Here is a 24,892-nt window from a genome sequence, read left to right as displayed (position 1 = left end):
TCTTCAAATCAACTACCGCGCATACAAATAACTAGCAAAAGATAACTATTATGCCGGAAAAAAATGGGGGAAATGATTAATAACTGCTGTAATTTTATCCGATATTTAAGTTAGCTCCGACATTCTTAGCTGCCCTTCTCTCGCCATTTTTATACATCATTAGTTCGTACTTTTGGCAATTATTTCCAAACTCCTGAGAACAAAATTGTGAGGGAGTAGCTGATCAAAAGCAGCGCGAGATTTCCGGCAGGCCTCAGCAAAATCGTCATCCGAAAGTTTATCGTGAAAAGCTTGGACATAATCTCCAATCCGATGCACTTCCGAAAAAGGAACGATCACGCAAAAATCTTCCCATTTCATACCTCTCAACTCCGGTAACGATTTATTGGTATCAATGAAAACCGGAATTCTCCCTGCTGACATCACCTCCCCGAGATGGTAACAGCCATTATCGTCTCCCCTCATCGCCAAGATATAAGCATTATTCTCGATATTTTCGATATACTCGGCTCTTTGGCGGTTTCTTTCTTCCACTGGGAGACTAAAAAAATCTCCCTTTCTTTCAATCACAGATATTTGTAGATTTTTTGCTTTTCGCACTTCTTTAATTATTTTTTTTCTGACTAATCGTGCAATCAACCTTCGCATTCCCAAATTCAAATTACGATTAACAAAAAGGTTGCATGCCATCCAGTTAACCATAGAATCCGAAAATTTAATATAACGTAATATCAAGGTATTTAGTCGGGAGGGATATTCAACATTTCCCACAAAACCGACAGTAGGTATTGATGGTTTTGGCATATTTACCTTCTCTCCCAGGTCATAAATCCATGGGGGTGTGGGTATAGATTTTTCTTTTTTATCACGGTAAGTTGCCGAGGCAAACAAGATTTCTCCTGGATAAGCCTGACACTCCAAACAGTTTGCAAAGGTGACGAGCGTCCTTTTTGATCCTAATACTTGGCGCCGGAATTTATGTAATTCAGCTTCCTTATGAAGGCCATAATAACTTGAAATAAAATGTGGAGTTACCACAATCTTGCCTGCATCTGCCAAGTCTGTAAATCGGTGAATCTTGACTAGCTCCGGTAATTTATCCCTGAGCAAATTCCAAAACTGTAACTGTGGATTAGTGTCCGGCGGGCTGAGGTGCATTAGCAGTGGGGCTGGGCGTACTCCAGGAAGTAGTAAATCTTCATTGATCCATATTTCCAGAGGTTTGTTAAGTTGGTCACTCATTTTTTTTCTTCAGAGTAAAATTTTGTTTACTTTCAGCCCAAATCTTGACAGGAGGGGGACTCTCCCCGCCGCCACTGAATTTTAACATAGTCAATCAAAATTTTAAGAGCAGGGGGTAGGGTACCGCTAGTATAAAGCGTCTTACGTTTAATTAGAACGAGCTACTTCTGTGTTGCTTGCAGTTGCACCCAAAGTGCGCCCAAGTTTAACTGCAAACCCACTAAAATTACTGCGGCGAATCTTGCTTAGCCGCATCTTCAACCACAGGATGAATTAAAGCAGATCGCAAACCTTGCCGCATTTCCGAATTCAAATACCTGCGTTGCAAAACCTGCCATTTTTGCCAAGCTGCGTAGCGATTTTCGGCCAACAAACCCGCCAACTTCGGCAACTCTTTTTTCAGATCGCGATCGACAAAATCTGTCAGAAACTCGCCTAAAACTTCACTGTCTTGAATATCGCCCAAACATTCCTGAATAGCTTTCACATCTTCGACATAAACTTCGTAAGTCTCGCTGTAAAAATCCCCAAACAGATTCATCAAATAGCGAACCCGCTTCGCTTGCTTCCGCAAATCGTGCAGAATAGTTCCCTCGGCTGCTAATTTCTCTTCGACAGCCTCAGCATTTAAATCATCAACAACTTTAACTTTGCCATCTTCATATTCTGTACCCAACAGCCAAGCCGGATGTAGGAAAAACTCGCTGACTTGAGGTAACAGTAAATCTGGCAAAACCTCAGCAATTGGCAAATGTTCGATCGCGTGAAACTTCGGTTTTTCCAGCCAATCCTCGATCGACTGCTTCAGCGATTCGTAGCTTTTGTGTTCTAAAATCGCCCTCACCCCTTTTAAAGCCCGGTGGCGGTGTTTGAGCAAATTCGACAAAGCCTTATCCAAAACTTCCTGTTCGTCAGTCGGCAAATTCGGGTAATAGCGGTTTTGGAGACTTTCGAGCATCACATCCAAATCCCTGAGCGTTCCCAGAATCCGCCCCACCTTACCAATTTTGCTTTCCGAAGCCTCTTTTGGCCAATCTAAAACCGGAGCAAAACCAGTCACAGCCGATCGCAAACGTCTCAATCCCACGCGCATTTGATGAAGTTCTTCCGCGTCTTTGTCTTTGATAACTTCAGCTTCGTGTGCTACACTTTTGCGGAAATATTTCTCAATCGCTCCAGATGCAGCGTCTCCGAGAGTTTTAACTTGAGTTTTAACTTTTGCTGATGTTTTTACGTTCATGGCAGGTGTAGATTCCACTTTGCAGATCGACTTTAATCTCGATTTCAAAGCTTTGCTAATCAGGGGTTATATCCTAGCACACACTTTTAATTTAGGAAGCGCAACCCGAATAAATCTTAATATAAAGTGCTTGACAATTGATACAAAATCAGCATGAAGCTCTCTCCAATCTTCAATCTAAAATCTCCAATCTTCAATCTTCAATCTTCAATCTTCAATCTTCAATCTAAAATTTAAAATAGAATTACCCTCCCTCGCCCTTGAGCTAATAAAAATTGGATTTCTGGCGCGCTTTCCCCAATAGGTTAAGATCGCTGCAAACCGATATTTATTCGCCAAAGGGTGAGAGAGGGTGCGATCGGGAGGACAAGTTTTAAATTAAATCAAACCCGCCTCGGCTGCCCGACTTCAAAGAGGCAGTTTAGCCTTTCCAGTCTTTCTCAGATTGCGAGAGCACGTAGGTTGCTACATCCTCAATTTGTTGGGGCTTCAACTTGGCGCCGAAAGCAGGCATAGCATTTTTGCCCTTAGCTACCTGAGTGGTAATAGCTTCCAGAGAATTCATACCGTACTTCTCAAGAGCTTCCTTTTTCAAGGTTTTCATGGCCATAACCACGTTGCCGCCACCGATGTGACAAGCAGCACAGTTCGAGCTAAAGATTTTAGCTCCGTTAGCGGCATCTCCTGCCAAAGCAGGGCGGCCAAAGCCGACGGTAAAAATTGCGATCGCTAACAGGGCGATCGATAAGAGTCTTTTCAACGCAGTTCTCCTCTAATGGACACGCAAAGGGTGATTCTTTAGATATTTTACCTGTTAAAACAGGCGCGATCGCACACTCGTATCGCCTTCTTCCGAGTAATTTACCACTTTTTGGCAGTGGCAGTTCAACTCTCAAAATTCTCCACGCCCCAGCCCGGAGCTTTTTGAGCAGCCCGGATCACAAAAGCCGCTAAATTTTCAATCTCAGCCTGCGGCATCCAGCTTTCCGGCACTTGGCGGCACCAAAAAGTCTCCTCAGTACCGTCATAAGCCATCGGTTCTCTCAGATACGCCACCAAACTATTGATGTTGTTGCGGGGAGGCGTTGCCCCCTGGAGGTCAGCCAAAGACAGAGATATCGTCGGATCGGGCAAATTAGCTCCTCCGACGTGACAATTGAGGCAATTCTGCTCGAACAATACCTTGCCCGCAGACAAATCCTGAGCCGAAAACAAGCGAGTATGTCCCTCAGAGTCCAACTCCAGAGGCACAGGTTCGCTGGCTTGTAAATACCTATTCACGTAAGAATCGGCAGCAGCCAAAACAGGTTGAGGAGCCCACAGCACGAGTGGCAAAATAATTAACATCCCCAACAGAAAGCAGACAAAAGCACCACGACGCAGCATGAGGGACTACAACCTTTTGCGATAATCAATGAGCAGGAGGTAAATTTTAGATTTCAGATGTTAGAGCGAAAAACGACCAGCCAGCAATTCTTGCCGAACTTCAGCCCTCTCCCAATCCAAAATCCAAAATCTAAAATCTAAAATCTAAAATCGATTAGCGAGCGCCTTTGCCACCAGCCCACTGCTTGGAGACAATTTTCGGCTGCAACAGAATGTGACCGGCAATCGCGTACAAATCGTCATCCGAGAGATTTCTCATCTCAGCGAAAATATCTGCACTCTTCATGCTCGGATGCAGTTCCGAAATTTCCTCAAACCCGTCATAAGTGGTGGGATTTTTCATAAAGTCCACCAGCGACTCAATATTATTCCGGGGCGGGTTTGCCAAAGCCAGAGTTTCCGGGCTCAAATTCACGTTCGGGTCAGTTTTGGTCATCCCCGCAGCGTGACATTGAGCGCAAGCCGAATTGAATAGGCGTTTGCCTTGCTGAACTTGTTTGAGGCTCAGCACCACTGGAGCACCCTTGTCATTCAAAGTCACAGTGCGAAGTTCAGGACTCAGTTCGACAGCCATCGCACTGCTGACAAATAACTGAAAGCTCAAGAATACAGCGGTCAGAGCAATGAAATATCTTTTAAGCATGGTTCTCCTTAAAAAAATCCGGCAAATTATTGAACGCTAAGAGAGTATAGCTGGCAAACAGATTTGTGTTCAAAATTCCCTCTTTCTGCAACAACTGGCGAAAGTTGGTGCAGCCATACCTTTAAAGGTAGAGGAATTTTGCGATCTAATCTGCACGAAGTTTTGAGTCGCGCCTTTTTTCGAGAGTGGACATAATTGCCTTAACATCCTCCAAAGCCAAACGGGTTTGAGGGTGCTTGTAGGCAATTTCCAACTCATCGCACAAGCGGATCACATCTTCAACAGGGACGTTGAAGTCCTCTGCTATTTCTGCGATGGACAGGTCTGCAAAACCCATAATTTTTAGGTCGCTGACAGGTCAAAATTGAGTTGACGGCTATTAACTGAAAGCCGGACAATTTTAGAAAGCGCTGTTAGCTTGTTCTGTTAGTTTGTTCTGAGATTTTGTTCGATCGCAAGCTAACTAACCGCTAACTGCGACTAGGCATTTTTGCCCAGCCTAACTTCAGGGCCAATCAACTTCCGATCAATATCATCCCACTGCTGCGTCGTTATTACCAATAGGACTTGCGCGGGCGGGGTTAAAAACCCGGTGTCTGCGTGAACGTCTCGTTAACAAACTCAATATTTTTGGTATAAGCCGGGTTTTTCGCAATTCCTCAGAAATTTCCCTCTGTGCCCGGGACTCACCAACAGACAATCCTCCGGCGCCGCAGCTTACGGAGAAAGTTTGAAAGCGTGAGTCTGCGGGGGCAAAGCGTGGTTATCGCTGGCTTCGAGGGCGGGGAATTCCGAGTCAGCCAAGAAAGGCTGGGGCTGGTGGAGGCTGATGAGCTGACCAAGAGTTTTCTTTAATTGAGTCCGGGGTACAATCAAGTCTACAAAACCGTGGGCGAAGGAGTATTCGGAAGTTTGATAATTTTCCGGCAGCTTTTCCCGCAGAGTTTGCTCGATTACCCGGCCGCCCGTAAAGGCCACAGTAGCTTTTGGCTCTGCAATTATAATGTCTCCCAGCATGGCAAAACTGGCGGTGACGCCGCCCGTGGTCGGGTGGGTCAAAATCGGGATGTAAAGCAGTCTCGCTTCCCGGTGGCGTTCCAGAGCCCCGGAAATTTTAGCCATTTGCATCAAGCTGAGCATTCCTTCTTGCATTCTTGCACCACCGGAAGCGCAGACAATGATCACAGACAAGCGTTCCCGCGTGGCGTGTTCGATGAGGCGAGTCAGCTTTTCTCCGACAACTGAGCCCATGCTGCCGCCGATGAACTGAAATTCCATGACTCCGAGGGCGACTGGCAAATTTTCTAGTTTGCCGGTGCCTGTTTCTACGGCGTCTAGGTGGCCTGTTTTTTCTTGAAATTCTCGGAGTCGATCGCTATATTTTTTTCGATCGCGAAATTTCAGGGGATCGGTGGCGTGCAGTCCTTCGTTAAGGGGCACCCAGGTATTGGGATCGATCAACTGCTCGATGCGATCGTCACTGTAAACTCTGATATGATGCCCGCATTCCAAGCAAACCATTTGATTTGCTCGCAGGTCTTTGGTATAACTCAGGGCATCGCAAGCTTCGCATTTATTCCAAAGTCCGTCCGCAATTTCTCGTTCCGGCCGTTCTTGGGAGTTCGGTACTGATTTTCGTCGATTTGCAAACCAATCAAATAGAGACATTAAAACTTGGTAATTGGTAATTGGTAATTGGTAATTGGGAATTGGTAATTGGTAATTAGTAATTGTTAGTTGTTAGTTGCTAGTTGTCAATTGTTAGTTGTTCAGTGACTAATGACTAATGACTAATGACTAATCACCAGATTCAGGCTCATCTTCAACTGGACTGATGAGGAGCGATGCTGTTCGCTGGTGTTCTGGAAGAACTTGCAGGGCTGTAGCACTTCCAGCCCCGAAATAAGATGCTATGCCCAAGTCTACAATCCGGGCCGGGATTTCATGAGCAGCTAGGAGCTGCTGCATTAATTCCGCTTCCCAACGAAAGCTAGTAGTTGTAAGTGTAATCCAAGACACGGAACAATTTTACCAATTTTTGAGACAATGTTATGTTCGATCGCACCTGACTACGGGCACATCAGAAACTAAAATTCGGGAAAAACAACTGCCAGTAACTAGATAAGATCGCTTCGCCCCACAGAGCAGTAATTGCTGTACCGAGAGCCAGAAACGGGCCGAAAGGCATGGGTTGACGCCGATCGAGTAACCCGATAGCGATCGCCCCGCCACCGACAAAAGCCCCGGCGACACAGGCGATAAATCCCGCTAGCAGCAAGTATTTCCAACCCAGCCAAGCTCCCATCAAGGCGGCCAATTTTGTATCTCCGGCGCCCATAGCATTCTGCCCCAGCCCGATCGTCCCCACAACTCCGATCGCGTCAAACAGCCACAACCCGACAACTGCTCCCGCGATCCCATCGAGTACCAGATAGTGTATCGAGTCGATCAAACTAAATGTCGGCCACCAACCTTTCGCCACCTGGAAAACCAATCCGAGCACCAAACCCGATCGAGTTAAAGAATTAGGCAAAGTCATTGTATCGCAATCAATCAAAGACAAAGCCAACAGCCAGCTAAACAAAGCCCAAAAACCAAGAGTTTGCACTGTTACGCCAAACCGCCAAAAGATTACCAAAAATAGCAAACCCGTAGCTGCTTCCACCAGTGGATAACGGGCAGAAATCCCACTGTGGCAGTGATTGCAGCGTCCCCGCAGCCATAGCCAACCGAAAACGGGTATATTTTCGTAATTTCTGAGTTGATTTAAACATTTGGGACAGCGAGAAGGAGGGTGGATCACCGACAAACCCGCAGGCAACCGATAGACTACCACATTTAGAAAGCTGCCAATAGCAGCTCCGACAATAAAGACGATCGCCGTAACAAGGCAATTAAAGATTATTTCCATTAAGTTGACTGTTGACTGTTGACTGTTGACTGGGGTTATGTATCAGTTGTCAGTTGTCAGCAGCGCTGTTTCATTCTCTTGTTGGGGCAGCAAAGAGTGGCTGCCCCAATCCCACCAAATGCCTAAAAGATCCTGGATGGGTCTGGTCGGCCTTCTTCGCACTACAAGAGTCAAAACGTGGGTTTTCCTGAGAATGAAACAGCCCTGAGTTGTCAGTTGTTAGAGCCTGTACGGTCAATTACCCATCATAAAAGGTATTAATAGTCAAAAATGCAAGTTTTCATAAAATCCTGAAAACATGGCTCTTCACTAGAAACCTATTTGAGTGCGAGCGTTCGAGCGGACATAATATTAGTTACTAATTACCAATTACCAATTCCCAATGCTCAATTATCAATTATCACCAATGACCAATTAGCAATTAATACATTTGAGATTCAATTTCGTCAAAAGTAACAAAACGTTCACCGGGCAATAAAATCGGCTGCGAAGCAAAAATTACCTGGCCTCGATCGCTTCCTTGACTGACAACTACACCCGCCGGACGCTGCATCTGCTCGGAATGCACTTTCAGATACATACCATAGGCCGATCGAGCAGCTCGGATCAAATCGGGAGCTAGCAAGCTGTGAGTTTCGGAAGTTTCTATAGTGGGTTCTGGGTTTGGCTGGTATGGAGTCACTGGAAACCTATCATAATGGTATAGGTCGAGTTATTGGTGTAGCATCTCGATTGATCGAACTTACCCTATTTTTTAAGAATAAACTTAGGTGGAAATTATTAATAGATTAACCTACAATCCTCCCTTGGCTGCGATCGAACTGCGACTGCGATCGCTCCTTTCGGCTCAACTGTACGCTGCTGCGTGGGTAGATCCGTCCCCCGCAACGCTAATGGGGGTTTTCGATCACCTGCGAACTCTGCGCTACATCCTCCACGACTACGTGCCCAGGCCAGTGTCCGAATCTCCGCCCAACCCGGGCGAGGTGCGCTACCAGTGGCAAACAGGTACATTGCTATTCACGGATTTGGCAGGGTTTACCTCGCTGTTGGAAGCAAACGCGACCCAGGGGCGCAAGGGAGCTGAAAGCCTGCTGGGCGTGATTAACGACTATTTTGCCTCAATGATTGAAATTGTGAGCAAATCGGGCGGGGATTTGCTGGAGTTTACCGGAGATGCGATGCTTGTGCAGTTTCTATCAGGAGTTTACCAAGAGGATACAGCGAGGGCGGTGCGGGCGGGTTTGCGGATGCAGCGGGCGATGGCTGAATTTGCCAATATTGAAACGGCGCGGGGTGTTTTTTCTTTGAGGATGCGGGTGGGCATCCACTGCGGCCGGTATATTAGTGCTGACATCGGTACCCCGCTGCGGATGGCCCACGTACTGCTGGGGCATTCAGTCCAGCAAGCCAAGCAAGCTGAGGGTTCTGGAACTGTGGGGCGGGTGTGTGTGACTGAAACTGCTAGAGAGTCTTTGGGAGAGCAATTTCGTGTTGAACCTGGGAAACAGGGTTATTTTTTAGTGGCGGACGATTTAACGGACGATCGACTCGGAGAGTATGATATCACTTTGACTGGGCGGCGGATGCCGAGTTCGGTATTGCTCGATCGCAGCGTTGCGGGCTTGGTAAAAGAAATCGGGGAAGCTGTGAATCGGCTTGAACCCCTTGCTAGTTATATTCCCAACACTATCCTGAGACTGCTGGTGGAAAATGCAGACAGGCGGAAAATTCCGCCGGATTTTCCTGAACCGACGGTGATGTTTGTCAACTTGATAGGTTTACCGGAGTCTGTGGAGAAAGCTTCGCCGGAGGAAGAAGTCAATCTGGTAGTGGGTTTTTCTCGGGTGTTTGCGTCGATCGATGCTGTAGTCTCAGCTAAAGGGGGCGTGTTGCAAAAAGTAACGGCGCACTTAGATGGTTCGGATATGCTGATTTATTTTGGCGTGCCCGACGCTCACACGGATGACACAAGCCGCGCGGCTAGTGCCGCGATTGCGATCCGAGATATCATTGCAGGTTTGCCTCTGGTAATTATCGCGGGTGAAGAAATAAAAGTAAGCTGTCAAATTGGGCTGTCCCTGGGGCCGGTGTTTGCTGCTGAGGTTGGGGAACCCCGAGGGCGCAGGGAGTTTAATATCCTCGGGGATACGGTGAATACGGCTGCTCGGTTGATGAGCAAGGCGGGGGAAAACCAAATTTTGATTGCTGAAAGGGTGTATGACTCGATCGAGCTCAACTTCATTTGTGAGGCTTTGGGATCTGTTGCTCTGAAGGGGAAATCTGCTCAAACTCCGATTTTTGCTTTGCAAGGTGCAAAAGGGGAGAAGGGAAAAGGGGGCGTTTAAATAACTTTGCTGGGTAATAATGGCATACTACTGGTCAATTGAGAGCATGACAAACCATTACCGCATCATTAATAATGAATGATGCGCGAGCGTACCCCAAAATATTTAAATACGGTAAATCGATAAAATTAGCGTATATAGCGTGTAATACTCCACAAACGATCGCGATCTTTTGTGCTGGCTTTAGTGGTTCTCTAGTAGCGACTAACCTGTTAAACGGAACTTACCCCATGCGGCGGTAGTTCTGGGGGCTGTATTCTTTGTCCCGTCTCGGTTTTAGCGACTTGACTGCCGACAAACCGTAGTCATTTATTTAAGATTTTCTTAATATTTAGGCCCAGAGTATTGTTCTCTGATGAATTTAAGTAAAAACTCCGCCACATAAGGGTTGTAAGAAATTGTAGTCATGTAAAAGACTTGGACGCTCCGGGCAAGTCTCACCTCGCAATGGTTTCAGACGGAACTTACCCCGCACACGGGGTAAGTCCCGGTTAAAAACAGCTAACCGCCCCCTGCTAATCAAGCTGATTGAGCGCGATCGCCATATTGGCGAGGGAGTTGGCTATAGCACCACCAACAGTCGAGTTGGTCTTTTTAACCATTGATCTTGAGTGTGCCTTGCTGTAAGATAAAACTCAGATATACTACGGTAAACCAATCGATTTATAGTATAAACTGCGTAAGTCCTAATGAAACGAGACATTTAGCAAGGAATTGAGGAGACCAATCATGAGCAAGTGGTTTGCCATTGCCAGACGTAGGTTGCTGCTATTTTTTATTTCTGGGCTGTTTCTAGCGGTATTAGTCAATGCCTGTACTAATTCTGCCTCTCCTGGAACTGGCACTACAGCAGCATCGCCAGGCTCATCTGCTACGCCAGTTCCTACGGTAGTACGTTTAGATTATGCCTACTACAATCCGCTCAGTCTTGTGTTGAAAGAGAAAGGCTGGCTGGAGGAAGACTTAGCCAAAACCAATATCAAAGTGGAATGGGTACTCAGTCAAGGTAGTAACAAGGCATTAGAGTTTCTCAATGGCAGCAGCATTGACTTTGGCTCGACTTCTGGTGCTTCCGCACTGATTGCCAAAGCCAATGGCAATCCCATCAAGTCTATTTACGTTTACTCGAAGCCCGAATGGACAGCATTAGTAACTACGGCGAATTCTTCCATTCAAAAAGTCGCCGATCTAAAAGGCAAGAAAGTTGCAGCAACGCGCGGAACAGATCCGTTTATTTTCTTGTTGCGTGCCTTGGATCAAGTCGGTTTGACTACCAAAGATGTAGAAATTGTGCCTTTGCCGCACGCTGACGGTAAAGCTGCCCTTGAGAAAGGCGATGTCGATGCCTGGGCTGGTCTCGATCCATTTATGGCACAGACAGAAGTAGAAAAAGCCTCGAAACTCTTCTTCCGCGAGCCCAAACTAATTAGTCAAGGCTTTTTGAATGTCCGCGAGGCATTTGCCAAACAATATCCTGAACAAGTTAGTCAAGTGCTAACCGCCTATGAGAAGGCACGGAAATGGGCGATCGCAAATCCTAGTGAACTCAAGCAAGTGGTGATTAAAGCATCGAAGCTGACAGAAGCGGTAGCAACTAAACAATTAGAGGAGCGAACTGATCTATCAAACTCATCGATTGGTGACGAACAAAAAGCCGTTATTAGTGCTGCTGGAGATGTCTTGAAAAAAAGCGGCGTGATCGAGGATTCCGTTGATGTCATTACAGTAGTTAACAATTTAATCGATCCGCAGTATGTGGCAAAGGTTGCCAAATCCTAAGTAAAAAAAATCTGCTGTGGATATACACCAACTCACCAACGCCTATCCGAAAATTAAAATTTAAAAATTGAAAATTGAAAAATAAATTCATCATTTTTAATTTTGCACTTTTAAATTTTACTTCCGAGCCAAAGCTATCTATGCAGAACAGCAAACACTAAGTTATGGAACAAAGACTTGCGCTCGCAATACCAAGCGCACAAACAGGTAATATTTGGCAATTTCTCAGTCGTCTGGGCAGAGCAAAAGGCTTGCTCTTGCCAGTTTTTCTCTTAATATTGTGGGAAAGTCTGTCTAGGTTTGGCTTGGTTGCTCCTAACTTGTTACCTGCTCCCTCAACTATTCTTACAACAGTTTGGCAACTCGGTGCAGCAGGGGAACTATGGCAGCACCTCGGCATTACACTCTATCGAGTCTTTGTTGGCTTCCTAATTGGTACAGTTTTTGCCACTCTTCTAGGAGGATTAACAGGCTATTCTTGCCTAATTCACGATTTACTGGACCCGCTTTTGCAATCACTTCGTAACATTCCTTCGCTGGCATGGGTGCCACTATTTATCCTCTGGATGGGAATTCATGAGCCTTCCAAAATTGCTTTGATCGCCGTTGGAGTCTTCTTCCCCGTTTACTTAAATCTGATGAGCGGCATTCACAATGTCGATCGCAAATTGGTTGAGGTTGGCAAAATCTATAGACTTAATGATTGGCAGCTTATCAGTCGCGTGTTATTACCCGCGACATTGCCGGCATACATAGTCGGTTTGCGAAGTGGCTTGGGTTTGGGCTGGATGTTTGTCGTAGCGGCTGAATTGATGGGAGCCAGTCAGGGCTTAGGCTTCTTATTGATCGATGGGCAAGCGACTGGACGACCCGCCATCACCCTCGCCAGCATTCTCTTGTTTGCGATTTTCGGAAAAGTGACTGACTCAATTATTGGCCTTGCATCGCATTGGCTACTCCATTGGCAGGATGTTCACGCTTCCAACCATTAGTTCAAAGCATTAATTTCAAGCATTCATTCAAAGCGCCAAGGAGGAAACATATATGCTACTCATCGAAGGACTGCATAAGCGATTTAAAAATGGTTTTGTAGGATTAGAGTCTATTAATTTAACTGTTGATCGTAGCGAGATTGTTAGTTTAATTGGGACGAGTGGTTGCGGCAAAAGTACACTTTTACGGATCGTTGCCGGATTAGATATGCCAACTTATGGAGATGTCCAAATTGACGAGATTCGCATTAACAAACCTCATCCGGAAATTGGTGTAATATTTCAAGAACCTCGGCTGATGCCTTGGTTAACCGTCTGGGAAAATGTGCAGTTTGGTTTGCATCATTTACCGAAGGATGAACGCAAGGCACGGGCAAGTGATGCTCTAGTTAAGGTTGGATTACAAGATTTTACTCGTTTGCTGCCGCGCCAATTATCAGGAGGAATGGCTCAACGGGTGGCGATCGCGCGTGCCCTCGTTACTAATCCTTCTATTTTATTGCTAGATGAACCCTTTAGTGCTCTCGATTCCTTTACTAGAATGCAATTACAGGATCGTCTGTTAGAAATTTGGCAATCCGATCGCCAGACCATTATTCTTGTGACCCATGATGTTGAAGAAGCACTGATTTTAAGCGAGCGCGCGATCGTCATGCGTGGCAACCCTGGACGTATCCATCTCGAGCTAAATATCGATCTTCCCCGTCCCCGCAGGCGTACCGATCGGGATTTGCAATATTGGAAAGAAAAGTTATTGAGTACCTTGGATTTATCCAATACGCAAACGGTTCCCTTAGAGGTTTAAATCCCAGGCTGATATCGCAATCAACATCTAAATATAGGCAAGGGAAACGCCGCTCCGATCTCTCGGCATGAGCGAAAGCCAAGGGCTGATATCTAATCCGTTGACATCGGAATTATTCTCTCTCTCTTCTCTTTCTCTGTGTCCTCTGTGCCCTCTGTGGTTTAATCATTCCGATACAACCGGAATTGATATGACGCACCCGACAATCGTTTTTTAAACGTCGAACAGCTTATCTCAAAACCTAAATCATAACTCAGCAAAAATTGACTTCAATCATGACTACTAAAATACTCCCAAGCTACGATCCCACTCTCTTTCAAGGAGCCATTTCTTATTACCTACAATATCGACCGCGCTACCCAAATGCTCTTTACGATTTAATCTCACAGGAATTTCAATTAGATGGGCAAGGCAAGCTTCTCGATCTCGGCTGTGGGATTGGCTTGGTAGCGATCGCCTTACACGATCGATTTAAATCTGTTTTGGGTATCGATCCCGATCCAGAAATGCTCGAAGTGGCCAAGCAAGAAGCTAAACTGGCTCATGCTTCAAATATCACTTGGGTAAGGGATTTAGCAGAAAATATTTCCCCGGCAATTGGTACATTTTCCCTAGTCACCATTGGTCGTGCTTTTCATTGGATGGATCAAGAACTGGTGCTACAGCGTAGCTACGATCTGCTCGAGCGCACCAGTAACGCTAATAGGGGGATAGCGATTATTCAAACTGAAAAAGATATTTGGTCAAATGACTCTGTTTGGGCGCAAAATGTGCTAGCTACGATCAAACGGTGGCTAGGAGAAGAGCGGCGTGTGGGATCGAGCAGCGTTCCTTTGCTCTACAAGTCTGATTTAGAAGTTTTGGATCGATCGCGATTCGTTCGGATTAAACGCCATAAGATTGACTTTCAAAAACACTGGACGATTGAGAGTTTTATTGGTTATCTCTACTCCACCGCTTACTGCCGTCGTGATTACTTTAATGGCGATACTTCCGTATTTGAGGCGGAAATTAAAGTAGCAATTCTCAGTGCAGAACCTTCAGGTAAGTTTGTTGAAGATGTACCGATTTCTGTTTACTTGGGTTTTAAGGACTGACGAACCTCTAGGAATCCTCAATCATTTGTACCTCATTACTTCCCTCAATTTTGTATCATCAATATGAAAACATCCCTTGTAGACTCGAAAAGCACAACACAACAAGACAGCAAGCAAGATTATGTAGCGATCGCGAAATCACTTGCTCAAGAATTTGCTGCTACTGCCATCGAACGAGATCGTGTTGGCGGTACGCCAAAGTATGAACGCGATCGCATTCGCTCTAGCGGTTTGCTCAGTTTGATTATTCCTAAAGAATATGGCGGTATTGGCGAAACATGGCTCGCTGCACTCCAAATTTCCCGCGAGTTGGCAAAAACTGATAGTTCTCTAGCCCATGTTTACTCCTATCACCATTTAGGGGTTGTTATCCCGCATCTTTTTGGCACAGAGGAACGCAAGGCGCAGTTCTACAAAGATACGGTGACAAACAATTGGTTCTGGTGCAATGCTCTCAATCCCCTCGATCGCCGTGCGACTTTAACTCCTGATGGTACAGGCTTTTTACTGAACGGTACAAAAAGCTTTTGCTCAGGTTCTAAAGATTCTGATATCTTACCCATCACTGCGGTTCGTCAAGATACCTCCGAACTCACAATTATTGTAATTCCCACTCAAAGAGAGGGAATACAAATTCATGACGATTGGGATAACATCGGGCAACGTCAAACCGATAGCGGTAGTATTAGCTTTGACCAAGTGCGCGTTTATGACTCGGAAGTGTTTGGCGATCGCACCCGTGCTGATATTCCTTTCCGTACTTTACGAGCTTGCTTGACGCAAATAAATCTTGCCCATATTTATCTGGGTATTGCCGAAGGAGCATTTGCTGCTGCCAAAGACTATACTTGCACTCAAGGACGACCTTGGTTGACTTCCAATGCTCCTAATGTGACGCTTGATCCCTACATTCTGAAACACTACGGAGAAATGTGGGTCGATCTGCAAGCGGTTAGCAGTTTGACGGATCGAGCCGCGGCCATTGTGCAAGCAGCTTGGGAAAAAGGCATAGATTTAACAACAGAAGAACGTGGAAAATGCGCGATCGCGATCGCAACGGCAAAAATTGCTGCCACAAAAATAGGTTTAGATGTGACTACTCGCATTTTTGAAGTGATGGGGGCGCGTGCTACCACCAGTAAATATGGTTTCGATCGCTACTGGCGTAATCTGAGAACGTTTACGCTACATGATTCTGTTGACTATAAAATTCACGATCTGGGTAACTGGGTACTCAACGATCAGCTTCCCAATCCCAGCTTTTATACGTAAAAAACATCCTTTTTGAAGGATGTTTTATCTTCACTCGGCGGTATCTCAGCTTTTTATGCAAATAGCAGCAGGGCTAGATGCTACTTTTTCTTCTGCGCGTGCAACTGATACATTACCACGGAATATTAATCATTCAAGTAACTAGATAAGTCAGACAAGCAACAATTTACACAATCTGCTTGCATTTTTGAAGTCCTTTGTGGAATAATAGGAGCTTATTAGCATAAACTACGGTTTATCGGTCGATTTATTGTAGCTTGCTCATCCATAATGATTAGTTCAGCTTTTACATGGTTATTGCGTTTTTTTGTTTTCAATACTTGAAGCTTAGGAAGGAACAGTGTTCACCAGATTAAGAGAAAACCCATTTTTAGCTAAATTGAGGCATTTTGGGAGCAAACTCAAACCTAGTTCAATCAAGACCTTTGCTTTCCTTTTTGCAGTTGGCTTCAGTTTGAGTTTAACCGTTTATGCCTGTACTCCTACTCAGCAAACAGATACAACTACTGCCCCGACTTCTGCTGCCACATCGGTGGCTAGTTCTAAATCACAACAGAGCAATGTAATTAGGATCGGCTATCAAAAATATGGAACCCTAAGTATCCTTAAATCACGGGGAAGTTTAGAGAAACGTTTGGCTTCCCAAAGCACTTCTGTACAGTGGCTTCAATTTCCCGCTGGCCCTCAATTACTGGAAGCTTTGAATGCAGGCAGTATTGACTTTGGCCATACAGGAGAAGCGCCACCTATTTTCGCACAAGCTGCTGGCGTACCATTGGTATATGTTGCTAATGAGCCTCCTAATCCTAAAGGTGAAGCTATCTTAGTACCGAAAGATTCTCCTATTCAAGATGTGGCTGGGTTGAAAGGCAAAAAAGTTGTATTTAACAAAGGTTCAAATGTGCAATACCTCGTGGTAGAAGCATTAAAAGCAGCCGGATTGAAATATAGCGACATTCAGCCTATTTATCTGCCCCCAGCAGATGCGCGGGCAGTTTTTGAACAAGGTAGTGCTGATGCTTGGGCAATTTGGGACCCGTTTTTTACAGTAGCGAAACGAGCTACAGAATCTCGCGTTCTTAAGGATGGAGAAGGGCTGGTAGCTAATCGAGAATTCTATCTAGCTGCCCAACCTTTTAACGAGCAATATCCTGAGCGGATTAAGGCAATTTTAGAAGAACTTCAAAAAGTAGATGAATGGGCGGCAGCTCAACCAACTGAAGTGGCAAAACTGCTGTCTCCTGAGCTTGGTATTGATGTTCCAACTTTAGAGGAAATCTCACGGAGACGGCCTTACGGTGTGCAGCCCATTACGGATGAAGTCGTTACTTATCAGCAAAAAGTTGCTGATACTTTCTTGAATTTGAAGCTGCTTCCCAAACAGGTAAAAATTAGCGAAGTGGCTCAGGTAACTAAACAATAAGTAGTGATGGAGACAAAGGAAAATGGAATTATTTTGGTTTATACCAACTCACGGAGACGGACACTATTTAGCTTCAGGAATTGGAGGGAGAGCTTGCAGTTTCTCCTACTTAAAGCAAATCGCCCAAGCCGTTGACCATTTAGGATTTATGGGTGCTCTGCTGCCGACTGGACGCTCATGCGAAGACGCATGGGTAGTAGCTTCATCTCTAATGTCTGTAACGGAAAAAATGCGTTTTTTAGTTGCGATTCGTCCGGGATTAATGTCTCCTGGGGTAGCAGCACGGATGGCAGCAACGTTTGACCGGTTATCGAACGGACGCTTATTGATTAATGTGGTGACAGGCGGCGATCCGGTAGAATTAGCAGGAGATGGAGTGCATCTCAGTCACGATGCTCGTTATGAATTAACGGATGAATTCTTGACAGTTTGGAGAGCGCTGCTTGAAGGTAGTAACTCCAATAATGTGCGAGATAAAGAAGTCGATTTTAGCGGTGAATATCTCCAAATTAAGGGCGGTAAAGTTCTCTTCCCACCTGTACAAACTCCCCATCCTCCCTTGTGGTTTGGCGGTTCATCGCCCATAGCACAACAAATTGCGGCTAAGCATATTGATGTTTATCTTACTTGGGGAGAACCGCCGCAACAAGTGGCAAAAAAAATTGAAGCTGTCAAAAAATTAGCAGCAGAACAGGGTAGAACTGTGCGGTTTGGGATTCGCCTTCATGTCATTGTGCGCGAAACTGAAAGCGAAGCTTGGGAGGACGCAAATCGGTTGATTAAATATGTCGATGAAGATGCGATCGCAGCCGCCCAAAAAGCTTATGCCAGAATGGACTCTGAAGGGCAAAAACGGATGACCGAACTGCACGCAGGCAACCGCGAAGCTCTAGAAATTAGCCCCAATTTGTGGGCTGGAATTGGGTTAGTAAGAGGCGGTGCCGGTACTGCCTTAGTGGGAGATCCCGATACCGTTGTTGCGCGAATATTGGAATATTCCGAATTGGGGATTGAAACTTTCATTTTTTCCGGTTATCCCCACTTAGAAGAAGCGTATCGAGTCGCTGAATTGCTATTCCCCCGCTTGCCGTTGAAGAACCAACCACCTGCAAATCAACCGCAAATGTTTAGTCCTTTTGGCGAAATTGTTGCCAACGATAAGTTTCTCCAACAAAAACAAGTTATTCCTACGAGCGCATCATGAACAAAAAATGGCTTAAAAACCCCTATTTTCAGCAGGTAATTCCCTGGATTGTACCGATTGCGCTAATTGTTAGCTGGCAACTTTTAGTGCAGGTGGGTTGGCTTTCGACAAGAGTTTTACCCGCACCAACAGGGGTTTTAAGTGCAGGAGTTAGATTGGCAATTACCGGGGAACTGTTTCACCATATCGGAATTAGTGCTTGGCGTGCCGTCGTTGGTTTCATCATCGGCGGAGGAATTGGTTTAACTCTTGGTTTCCTCAGCGGTCTTTCTCCACTCGCTGAAAAGCTGCTAGATACTTCTGTACAAATGGTTCGTAATGTTCCTCACCTCGCCTTAATTCCCCTAGTAATTTTATGGTTTGGAATTGGCGATGTAGCTCGGTTATTTTTGGTTGCTTTGGGTGTGTTTTTCCCAATGTATATCAATACATTTCATGGCATCCGCAGCGTCGATGCCGGATTGATTGAAATGGGAAAAGTCTATGGTTTGAGTCCTACATCTCTTTTGTGGCAAGTTATTCTGCCTGGGGCTTTGCCTTCAATTTTGGTAGGCGTGCGATATTCTTTGGGGATTATGTGGCTGACGCTGATTGTCGCAGAAACAATTGCTGCGGATTCTGGTATTGGTTACATGGCAATGAATGCTCGCGAGTTCTTGCAAACTGATGTTGTGGTGTTGAGCATTATTATGTATGCTTTGTTGGGTAAGTTTGCAGATGCGATCGCCAGGAAGTTAGAAGAGAAATGGCTTGCTTGGCATCCCAATTATCAGCCAGCTTAGCTAGAAAAAACCACGAATAAGAAAGAAAAATGAGAGTGTCCCCTTTTTCTTTCTTAGTTCCTCTAGAAATGCTGTACTTCACGATCTGCTCAGTTAGTGTTTTTTACGTATAAAAGCTGGGATTGGGAAGCTGATCGTTGAGTACCCAGTTACCCAGATCGTGAATTTTGTAGTCAACAGAATCATGTAGCGTAAACGTTCTCAGATTACGCCAGTAGCGATCGAAACCATATTTACTGGTGGTAGCACGCGCCCCCATCACTTCAAAAATGCGAGTAGTCACATCTAAACCTATTTTTGTGGCAGCAATTTTTGCCGTGGCGATCGCGATCGCGCATTTTCCACGTTCTTCTGTTGTTAAATCTATGCCTTTTTCCCAAGCTGCTTGCACAATGGCCGCGGCTCGGTCCGTCAAACTGCTAACCGCTTGCAGATCGACCCACATTTCTCCGTAGTGTTTCAGAATGTAGGGATCAAGCGTCACATTAGGAGCATTGGAAGTCAACCAGGGTCGTCCTTGAGTGCAAGTATAGTCTTTGGCAGCAGCAAATGCTCCTTCGGCAATACCCAGATAAATATGGGCAAGATTTATTTGCTGCCAAGAAGGTTGCTATAAGTTCCTTGACGCTAATTGGGTAGCCCAAACAAAGGTCGTAACCGCACCCCGATCGCAGTTCCCAAGAGTGCAGCCACAATCCACAGCCAGCCGTGCAAACTGGTAGACGCGATCGCCCCAAAGAAACCACTCACATTGCAACCATAGGCAAGAAATGCACTGTAGCCCATCAGTAAGCCACCTAATATCGCCGCCCCCATAATCTGTTTGGAAGGCCCAAAAGTTGGAGCCCATCGCCCTGCTAACCCTGCCGCTAGCAGTGCTCCTATAACGATTCCACCATTCATCACCGAACTTACATCTGCAAACACGCCATTTGTGAGGGCAGCCTGAGCGTTGGCAGTCTTCCAAAATGGGCTGTTGGTGGAGTCCCACCCCAAAAACGATGCAATCTCAGCCGCCCACAGCGCAAAGCCCCAGGTAATCCGCCAGGGTTGCCCAGACAGGATCAGCGTCAGCCAGTTGAGCAGTGACAGCGCGATCGCACCTGTGAGTAGCGACCAAGGGCCGTAAATTAGCTGAGTTAGCGAGGAGGGGAAAAGCGGAGGGGAAGAAGTTAGGGCAGGAGAAGAAAGAGCTTTTGCAGAAGGGAAAATGCGCTGGAGGGCAACAAACAAAGCAGCGAAAATTGTCAGTTGCAAAACCACTGCCCAAAACCAGCCAAGATTATCTGCCAAAGAAATCGCCGGCAAAGCAGGCAAATTCACCCAAAGCTGTCGGGTTAAGCTGGCTGCAAATGCTCCAATGCAAAATGTCACCAGCGTCACCAGCAGAGTGAGACTACCGGAACCAACGGTATACAAAGTGCCACAGCCGCAGGCTCCCCCAAGCTGCATCCCAATCCCAAACAGGAAGGCACCGATCGCCCCTTGAACGCCTACAGGCGCAACAGCACCCCGCACCGGCTGCCCAAATACTGTTCCGGCTGCCAGAGTCGGCGCAAACAGAACAGTAGCGATCGCCAGCATGATAATTTGTGCGATCGCTCCCCGCGCGTCTCTATGCACAAGTAACTTGCGATAAGCACTGGCAAAGCCAAAGCTAGAATGGTAAAGTGTTAGCCCCAGCAACCCACCAATCAAGAACAATAGGCTTTGCTGCCAACCATAACGATTCAGTGTAATTGTCCCAACAGTAAAAAATGCTAAGGCGATCGCAATTATCAAGCGATGGGAACGAAAAGGAGCCCATAACGGCTCACCAGAAACTGATGAACTCATTTTTACTACTTCTTAGGTGGGTTCTTCGTTTGTTCCGGTGGCGGATCGCAACTGCCTAAAGCGGGTTGACTTAGCTGTACAAAATCAAACCCAAATATTACTGCCACAGTAGCAAAAACAACAAGTGATGAAATCAAAACTTTCATACATTAGACCTTTAAATGTTGAACAGCTTAGCACCAAATAACTAAACTTTTTCCGGTCCAGTTTCAACTGGCAAATTAGACGTACTGTACTCAGTCCAAGAACCGTCGTAGATCCGAACTTTAGGATATCCCAAAAGATGTTTTAGCACGACATACTGTAATGTTGCTTCACGCCCTGTGCTGCATGACACAATCACATCATCTGAAGGCTTAATCTTCTTGTCCGCCAGGATTTTGCGAATCGCATCCAGTGACTTCAACTGATGAGGGTTTTTGAGATAATCCTGAGAGTTCTCGGCTTCCGTAAACGCAGGCCATGGAATATTTTTCGCACCAGGAATGTGCCCATTGCGTACCCAGATATCTTTCTCACCTCGGAATAAATCACCTGGTCTAGGATCGATAAAAACAACACCTGGTTTACCAATTAATTCTCCAACCTGTTGAAGGTTAACGCGAATTGAGGGATTATCTTGAACCGCAAACTGTGTAAACTTGTATTTGGGATATTCCTTAACAACAGGTTGCCCAGAGGCTTTGTATCCTGTATATCCCCCATCTAAAACGGCAATATCTTTTACTCCAGATCGCTCTAGTAAATAGGCAACCATTGTCGCTCCCAAAATATCTCGTGCATCGGAATAAACGAGAACGCGACTGTTACTGCTAACACCAGATCGAGAAAAGAGCGAAGCTAATTTCTGGGTATCCCAATACTGCACGGGCAAAAATCCGTCGGGGCCACGAAATGCAGTATCTGCAATGTGTACTGCGTTTGGAACATGGCCTCCAATATACTCCAGAGGCGCATTTCGCACATCCAAAATTCGCAAATTTGGATCTTTTACGTTGGCTGTTACCCACTTGGGAGAAACAAATTGAATTTTGGCACTGGGGGTTGCAGTCAGCGGTGAAATCGAGAAAAGTGAAACTCCCAGCAAGGTTGCGATCGCTGCTATTACCAAAACAGAGGGCTTGAGGGAGCTTTTCCAGATTCCCCGAAAAAATCTCAACTTCATAACTATAAATCTCCTTAATCAGATGGCATCAACAAGTCAATAACCCAACATTCATTAACGTCAAAAGAAGGCAGGAGGCAGGGGGTAGTTCGTTAGAAACACCCCAGAAATCAAAAATAGCAGTAACCTACGTCTGGCAATGGCAAACCACTTGCTCATGATTGGCCTCCTTAATTCCTTGCTAAATGTCTCGTTTAATTAGGACTTAGGCAGTTTATACTATAAATCGATTGGTTTACCGTAGTATAGCTGAGTTTTATCTTACAGCAAGGCACACTCAAGATCAATGGTTAAAAAGACCAACTCGACTGTTGGTGGTGCTATAGGCAACTCCCTTGCCAATATGGCGATCGCGCTCAATCAGCTTGATTAGCAGGGGGCGGTTAGCTGTTTTAACCGGTGAGTCGCTACTAGAGAACCACTAAAGCCAGCACCGACGGTCGCGCGCTCGTTGTTGGAGTATCAGAAATCATCAATATTGTCGGAACCATATCAACATCAAATAGAAGAGTTCGGCTTGTCAGTATTTTCGGTATTTGAAGTTGTCACAGTCATTAACTGACCGACACCCCAAATCGACGGTGTTTTGCCGATCGCTTGCAGAATAGGGTCGTGGGCTGCCATCACTGCCCTCAAGATGCAAAAGATATCTATAGGAACATTCTAATAACGGTAATAGTGGTAAAATACGGTTTACTTACCGAGATACAGTATTTTAATATTGCTTGCAATCATAATTCAACAATTTGGGAAAATTCAAGCATGAGTCAAGTTCTGCAAGAAGTGCTGTCTGCTAACCGAGAATATGCTGCAAACTTTGATGACAAAGGCAATTTGCCCCTACCTCCGGGTCGTCGCTTTGCCATTCTGACCTGCATGGACGCTCGCCTCGATCCAGCAAAATATGCTGGGCTGGCAGAAGGGGATGCCCATGTCATTCGTAATGCTGGAGGACGGGCAAGCGATGACGCAATTCGATCGCTCGTAATCTCTTACAAGCTATTGGGAACTCGTGAATGGTTGGTTATTCACCATACGGATTGTGGAATGCAACTCTTTACCGACAGCATCATCCGAGAACTATTGACAAACAGCCTGGAAACCGCTGTAATGACGAAAATGGTTGGCGAGATGTAGGGCAGGGTTCAGGTTCGACAGAAGGTGAATTTGTCGATTGGTTAACCTTCAAAGATTTGGCAGAAAGCGTGTTTGTGGATGTCAAACGAATTCGCAACCATCCCCTTGTACCACCAACCATTCCGATTTATGGCTTTATCTACGATGTGAAAACAGGGCAATTGATTGAAGTCCCCAGCGCAACTGAAGTCGGTCGGGCAAGAGTTCCAGCGATCGCGTCATCGTAAGGGAGGAACGCAAAAATGCAGAATGCTTTGCGGTTTTCTCAACTATGAATTAGTGCTTCTCACCCTCTCACCATTATTATTGCAGCTATGACCCATTTGATTGAATACGAAGACGCAAATGATGAAGTACGCGCAGTGTATGACGATATTCGTGCGACACGCAAAACGGAGTATATCAACAACTTTTGGAAAGCGATCGCCAACCATCCGCCTACCCTGCAACGTACCTGGCAGAATGTGAAGGAGGTGATGACGGGTCCGGGAGAACTCGATCCCCTGACCCGCGAGTTAATCTACATTGCTGTCAGCGTTACAAATAATTGCCTATACTGTATTTCATCTCATACAGCCGGAGCGCGAGCCAAGGGAATGGATGATGCCATATTTGGGGAACTGATGGCGATCGTGGCAACCGCAAACGCTACCAATCGACTGGCAAATGGCTATCAAATTCCGGTGGATGAACAATTCAAATTATAAAAGGCGTTCAATCTTAACGACTTATAAACCTTCTCTATGGCAACTGAATTAACAGTAGATGTTTCTCAGATTCCCGTTATCGATATTAGTTCGCTGGTATCGGATAATCGCCTAGATACTGTTGCTAACCAAATCCGACAAGCTTGCTGCGGCACAGGTTTTTTTTACATTGTCGAGCATGGTGTAGACCAAGGCTTGCAAAACCGTTTGGAGCAACTGAGCCGTCAGTTTTTTGCTCAAGATTTAGAAACTAAAATGCAAATTCGGATGGCGCTGGGAGGTCGGGCATGGCGCGGCTACTTTCCGGTGGGAGGTGAACTGACGAATGCTAAACCAGATTTGAAAGAAGGAATTTATTTCGGATCTCAATTGAATCAAACCCATCCGGCTGTTCAAGCCGGTGTTCCCATGCACGGAGCAAACCTGTTTCCAGATATTCCTCTTTTTCGCGAAATAATACTAGAATATCTGGCGGTGATGACTCAACTGGGTCACGCAGTAATGGCTGGAATTGCCCTGAGTTTGAACTTAGAAGCATCTTACTTCCGCGATCGCTATACGACAGATCCCCTGATTTTATTTCGCATCTTCAACTATCCACCACAAAGCAATCCGCAAGGGCAATCCTGGGGAGTGGGAGAGCATACCGATTACGGTTTGCTTACTATAGCAATCCTAAATGATTTTCTAGACCCAGAGGAATCCTAATTAATTTTTTCCGTGCAATTATATTTATGTATTTTGGGGAAATCAAATTTATGTTCGTTAGTAAAAAATTCAAACAAAAATTTCACAATCTTAAAAGACCTACATAAATACCAATACTTTCTTAAAAAGTTTTTAGCCTGTAACCAAATATCTTCAACGGGATTTTGTTGGGGAGCATTTGGAGCAAATAAAATACAAGTAATTGACCACTCATC

At 45.6% G+C, this 24,892-nt stretch carries 27 protein-coding genes and 1 pseudogene; 13 read left to right on the top strand and 15 right to left on the bottom strand.

The features are described 5' to 3' along the window. Nucleotides 1-159: 159 nt before the first annotated feature. The 10 genes from QUA42_RS10355 to QUA42_RS10310 form a co-directional block, all read right to left on the bottom strand. Nucleotides 160-1,242 (bottom strand): hypothetical protein, encoded by a 1,083-nt coding sequence (locus QUA42_RS10355; protein WP_333137214.1) that lies wholly within the window; start codon nt 1,240-1,242, stop codon nt 160-162. Nucleotides 1,243-1,468: 226 nt separating this feature from the next. After that, nucleotides 1,469-2,482, bottom strand: a complete 1,014-nt coding sequence (locus QUA42_RS10350; protein WP_333137213.1) for a CHAD domain-containing protein — start codon at nt 2,480-2,482, stop codon at nt 1,469-1,471. 421 nt (nt 2,483-2,903) lie between these two features. After that, entirely contained in the window at nt 2,904-3,242 is a 339-nt protein-coding gene (gene petJ / locus QUA42_RS10345) for a cytochrome c6 PetJ (RefSeq protein ID WP_333137212.1), read from the bottom strand. 125 nt (nt 3,243-3,367) lie between these two features. After that, the gene (gene psbV2, locus QUA42_RS10340) at nt 3,368-3,868 is read right to left on the bottom strand and encodes a photosystem II cytochrome PsbV2 (protein WP_333137211.1); all 501 of its coding nucleotides are present in this window, start codon (nt 3,866-3,868) and stop codon (nt 3,368-3,370) included. A 154-nt stretch (nt 3,869-4,022) separates the two neighbouring features. Next, nucleotides 4,023-4,511, bottom strand: a complete 489-nt coding sequence (gene psbV, locus QUA42_RS10335) for a photosystem II cytochrome c-550 (protein WP_333035576.1) — start codon at nt 4,509-4,511, stop codon at nt 4,023-4,025. A gap of 145 nt (nt 4,512-4,656) precedes the next feature. After that, the gene (locus tag QUA42_RS10330; protein ID WP_333035575.1) at nt 4,657-4,848 is read right to left on the bottom strand and encodes a translation initiation factor IF-2; all 192 of its coding nucleotides are present in this window, start codon (nt 4,846-4,848) and stop codon (nt 4,657-4,659) included. A gap of 380 nt (nt 4,849-5,228) precedes the next feature. Next, a complete protein-coding gene (accD, locus tag QUA42_RS10325; RefSeq protein WP_333137210.1) occupies nt 5,229-6,179 on the bottom strand; it encodes an acetyl-CoA carboxylase, carboxyltransferase subunit beta in 951 nt (316 codons plus the stop codon). A 129-nt stretch (nt 6,180-6,308) separates the two neighbouring features. Then, nucleotides 6,309-6,530, bottom strand: a complete 222-nt coding sequence (locus QUA42_RS10320; protein ID WP_333035572.1) for a hypothetical protein — start codon at nt 6,528-6,530, stop codon at nt 6,309-6,311. 61 nt (nt 6,531-6,591) lie between these two features. Further along, a complete protein-coding gene (locus QUA42_RS10315; RefSeq protein ID WP_333137209.1) occupies nt 6,592-7,422 on the bottom strand; it encodes a prepilin peptidase in 831 nt (276 codons plus the stop codon). A gap of 421 nt (nt 7,423-7,843) precedes the next feature. Next, entirely contained in the window at nt 7,844-8,104 is a 261-nt protein-coding gene (locus QUA42_RS10310) for a hypothetical protein (RefSeq protein ID WP_333035570.1), read from the bottom strand. Between the two features lie 88 nt (nt 8,105-8,192). On the opposite strand from QUA42_RS10310, the gene QUA42_RS10305 reads away from it, so the two are divergent. The 9 genes from QUA42_RS10305 to ssuC all read left to right on the top strand — a co-directional run bounded on the left by QUA42_RS10305 (nt 8,193) and on the right by ssuC (nt 19,124). Continuing rightward, nucleotides 8,193-9,770 carry an adenylate/guanylate cyclase domain-containing protein gene (locus tag QUA42_RS10305; RefSeq protein ID WP_333137208.1) on the top strand — a complete coding sequence of 526 codons (1,578 nt, stop codon included), beginning with the start codon at nt 8,193-8,195 and terminating at the stop codon, nt 9,768-9,770. A 729-nt stretch (nt 9,771-10,499) separates the two neighbouring features. Then, nucleotides 10,500-11,549 (top strand): aliphatic sulfonate ABC transporter substrate-binding protein, encoded by a 1,050-nt coding sequence (locus QUA42_RS10300; protein ID WP_333137207.1) that lies wholly within the window; start codon nt 10,500-10,502, stop codon nt 11,547-11,549. 164 nt (nt 11,550-11,713) lie between these two features. Continuing rightward, nucleotides 11,714-12,541: an ABC transporter permease gene (locus QUA42_RS10295; protein ID WP_333137206.1), complete on the top strand. Its 828-nt coding sequence runs from the start codon at nt 11,714-11,716 to the stop codon at nt 12,539-12,541. Nucleotides 12,542-12,593: 52 nt separating this feature from the next. After that, entirely contained in the window at nt 12,594-13,346 is a 753-nt protein-coding gene (locus QUA42_RS10290) for an ABC transporter ATP-binding protein (protein WP_333137205.1), read from the top strand. A 275-nt stretch (nt 13,347-13,621) separates the two neighbouring features. After that, nucleotides 13,622-14,443, top strand: a complete 822-nt coding sequence (locus QUA42_RS10285) for a class I SAM-dependent methyltransferase (RefSeq protein ID WP_333137204.1) — start codon at nt 13,622-13,624, stop codon at nt 14,441-14,443. 63 nt (nt 14,444-14,506) lie between these two features. Then, the gene (locus tag QUA42_RS10280) at nt 14,507-15,715 is read left to right on the top strand and encodes an acyl-CoA dehydrogenase family protein (RefSeq protein ID WP_333137203.1); all 1,209 of its coding nucleotides are present in this window, start codon (nt 14,507-14,509) and stop codon (nt 15,713-15,715) included. Nucleotides 15,716-16,055: 340 nt separating this feature from the next. Beyond that, complete coding sequence (locus QUA42_RS10275; protein ID WP_333137202.1) at nt 16,056-17,138, top strand: sulfonate ABC transporter substrate-binding protein; 1,083 nt, start codon at nt 16,056-16,058, stop codon at nt 17,136-17,138. A 22-nt stretch (nt 17,139-17,160) separates the two neighbouring features. Continuing rightward, complete coding sequence (gene ssuD / locus QUA42_RS10270) at nt 17,161-18,342, top strand: FMNH2-dependent alkanesulfonate monooxygenase (protein WP_333137201.1); 1,182 nt, start codon at nt 17,161-17,163, stop codon at nt 18,340-18,342. Continuing rightward, a complete protein-coding gene (gene ssuC / locus QUA42_RS10265; RefSeq protein WP_333137200.1) occupies nt 18,339-19,124 on the top strand; it encodes an aliphatic sulfonate ABC transporter permease SsuC in 786 nt (261 codons plus the stop codon). The genes ssuD and ssuC overlap by 4 nt, the downstream gene beginning before the upstream one ends. A 103-nt stretch (nt 19,125-19,227) precedes the next feature. Here the strand turns inward: ssuC and QUA42_RS10260 are convergent, their stop codons facing one another. The 4 genes from QUA42_RS10260 to QUA42_RS10245 form a co-directional block, all read right to left on the bottom strand. Further along, nucleotides 19,228-19,701: an acyl-CoA dehydrogenase family protein gene (locus QUA42_RS10260; RefSeq protein WP_333137282.1), complete on the bottom strand. Its 474-nt coding sequence runs from the start codon at nt 19,699-19,701 to the stop codon at nt 19,228-19,230. 50 nt (nt 19,702-19,751) lie between these two features. Continuing rightward, nucleotides 19,752-20,960 carry a YeeE/YedE family protein gene (locus QUA42_RS10255; protein WP_333137199.1) on the bottom strand — a complete coding sequence of 403 codons (1,209 nt, stop codon included), beginning with the start codon at nt 20,958-20,960 and terminating at the stop codon, nt 19,752-19,754. Between the two features lie 187 nt (nt 20,961-21,147). Beyond that, on the bottom strand, nt 21,148-22,125 hold the full coding sequence (locus QUA42_RS10250; RefSeq protein ID WP_333137198.1) for a sulfurtransferase: 978 nt from the start codon (nt 22,123-22,125) through the stop codon (nt 21,148-21,150). Nucleotides 22,126-22,623: 498 nt separating this feature from the next. Next, the gene (locus tag QUA42_RS10245; protein WP_333137197.1) at nt 22,624-22,749 is read right to left on the bottom strand and encodes a hypothetical protein; all 126 of its coding nucleotides are present in this window, start codon (nt 22,747-22,749) and stop codon (nt 22,624-22,626) included. A gap of 138 nt (nt 22,750-22,887) precedes the next feature. On the opposite strand from QUA42_RS10245, the gene QUA42_RS10240 reads away from it, so the two are divergent. The 4 genes from QUA42_RS10240 (at nt 22,888) to QUA42_RS10225 (ending at nt 24,677) form a co-directional block, all read left to right on the top strand. Then, nucleotides 22,888-23,262, top strand: a complete 375-nt coding sequence (locus tag QUA42_RS10240) for a carbonic anhydrase (RefSeq protein WP_333137196.1) — start codon at nt 22,888-22,890, stop codon at nt 23,260-23,262. Beyond that, the gene (locus tag QUA42_RS10235; RefSeq protein WP_333137284.1) at nt 23,166-23,489 is read left to right on the top strand and encodes a hypothetical protein; all 324 of its coding nucleotides are present in this window, start codon (nt 23,166-23,168) and stop codon (nt 23,487-23,489) included. Before QUA42_RS10240 ends, QUA42_RS10235 begins: the two co-directional genes overlap by 97 nt. An 87-nt stretch (nt 23,490-23,576) precedes the next feature. Continuing rightward, entirely contained in the window at nt 23,577-23,969 is a 393-nt protein-coding gene (locus QUA42_RS10230) for a carboxymuconolactone decarboxylase family protein (protein WP_333137195.1), read from the top strand. A gap of 36 nt (nt 23,970-24,005) precedes the next feature. Further along, nucleotides 24,006-24,677 carry a 2-oxoglutarate and iron-dependent oxygenase domain-containing protein gene (locus QUA42_RS10225; RefSeq protein ID WP_333137194.1) on the top strand — a complete coding sequence of 224 codons (672 nt, stop codon included), beginning with the start codon at nt 24,006-24,008 and terminating at the stop codon, nt 24,675-24,677. Here QUA42_RS10225 and QUA42_RS10220 read toward each other — a convergent pair. Next, a pseudogene (locus QUA42_RS10220) lies at nt 24,674-24,892 on the bottom strand (IS630 family transposase); the annotation flags it as partial. The gene QUA42_RS10225 and the pseudogene QUA42_RS10220 overlap by 4 nt on opposite strands.

Source organism: Microcoleus sp. Pol11C2, from assembly GCF_036701505.1.
GTDB lineage: Bacteria > Cyanobacteriota > Cyanobacteriia > Cyanobacteriales > Microcoleaceae > Microcoleus.
This window is presented reverse-complemented; position numbering and strand designations above follow the sequence as displayed.

Excerpts from the sequence above, each read along its gene's own strand:
- QUA42_RS10355 (WP_333137214.1), bottom strand. The coding sequence starts at position 1,242 with ATGAGTGACCAACTTAACAAACCTCTGGAAATATGGATCAATGAAGAT.
- QUA42_RS10350 (WP_333137213.1), bottom strand. The coding sequence starts at position 2,482 with ATGAACGTAAAAACATCAGCAAAAGTTAAAACTCAAGTTAAAACTCTC.
- psbV2 (WP_333137211.1), bottom strand. The coding sequence starts at position 3,868 with ATGCTGCGTCGTGGTGCTTTTGTCTGCTTTCTGTTGGGGATGTTAATT.
- psbV (WP_333035576.1), bottom strand. The coding sequence starts at position 4,511 with ATGCTTAAAAGATATTTCATTGCTCTGACCGCTGTATTCTTGAGCTTT.
- QUA42_RS10330 (WP_333035575.1), bottom strand. The coding sequence starts at position 4,848 with ATGGGTTTTGCAGACCTGTCCATCGCAGAAATAGCAGAGGACTTCAAC.
- accD (WP_333137210.1), bottom strand. The coding sequence starts at position 6,179 with ATGTCTCTATTTGATTGGTTTGCAAATCGACGAAAATCAGTACCGAAC.
- QUA42_RS10315 (WP_333137209.1), bottom strand. The coding sequence starts at position 7,422 with ATGGAAATAATCTTTAATTGCCTTGTTACGGCGATCGTCTTTATTGTC.
- QUA42_RS10300 (WP_333137207.1), top strand. The coding sequence starts at position 10,500 with ATGAGCAAGTGGTTTGCCATTGCCAGACGTAGGTTGCTGCTATTTTTT.
- QUA42_RS10295 (WP_333137206.1), top strand. The coding sequence starts at position 11,714 with ATGGAACAAAGACTTGCGCTCGCAATACCAAGCGCACAAACAGGTAAT.
- QUA42_RS10290 (WP_333137205.1), top strand. The coding sequence starts at position 12,594 with ATGCTACTCATCGAAGGACTGCATAAGCGATTTAAAAATGGTTTTGTA.
- QUA42_RS10285 (WP_333137204.1), top strand. The coding sequence starts at position 13,622 with ATGACTACTAAAATACTCCCAAGCTACGATCCCACTCTCTTTCAAGGA.
- QUA42_RS10280 (WP_333137203.1), top strand. The coding sequence starts at position 14,507 with ATGAAAACATCCCTTGTAGACTCGAAAAGCACAACACAACAAGACAGC.
- ssuD (WP_333137201.1), top strand. The coding sequence starts at position 17,161 with ATGGAATTATTTTGGTTTATACCAACTCACGGAGACGGACACTATTTA.
- ssuC (WP_333137200.1), top strand. The coding sequence starts at position 18,339 with ATGAACAAAAAATGGCTTAAAAACCCCTATTTTCAGCAGGTAATTCCC.
- QUA42_RS10255 (WP_333137199.1), bottom strand. The coding sequence starts at position 20,960 with ATGAGTTCATCAGTTTCTGGTGAGCCGTTATGGGCTCCTTTTCGTTCC.
- QUA42_RS10250 (WP_333137198.1), bottom strand. The coding sequence starts at position 22,125 with ATGAAGTTGAGATTTTTTCGGGGAATCTGGAAAAGCTCCCTCAAGCCC.
- QUA42_RS10245 (WP_333137197.1), bottom strand. The coding sequence starts at position 22,749 with ATGGCAGCCCACGACCCTATTCTGCAAGCGATCGGCAAAACACCGTCG.
- QUA42_RS10240 (WP_333137196.1), top strand. The coding sequence starts at position 22,888 with ATGAGTCAAGTTCTGCAAGAAGTGCTGTCTGCTAACCGAGAATATGCT.
- QUA42_RS10230 (WP_333137195.1), top strand. The coding sequence starts at position 23,577 with ATGACCCATTTGATTGAATACGAAGACGCAAATGATGAAGTACGCGCA.
- QUA42_RS10225 (WP_333137194.1), top strand. The coding sequence starts at position 24,006 with ATGGCAACTGAATTAACAGTAGATGTTTCTCAGATTCCCGTTATCGAT.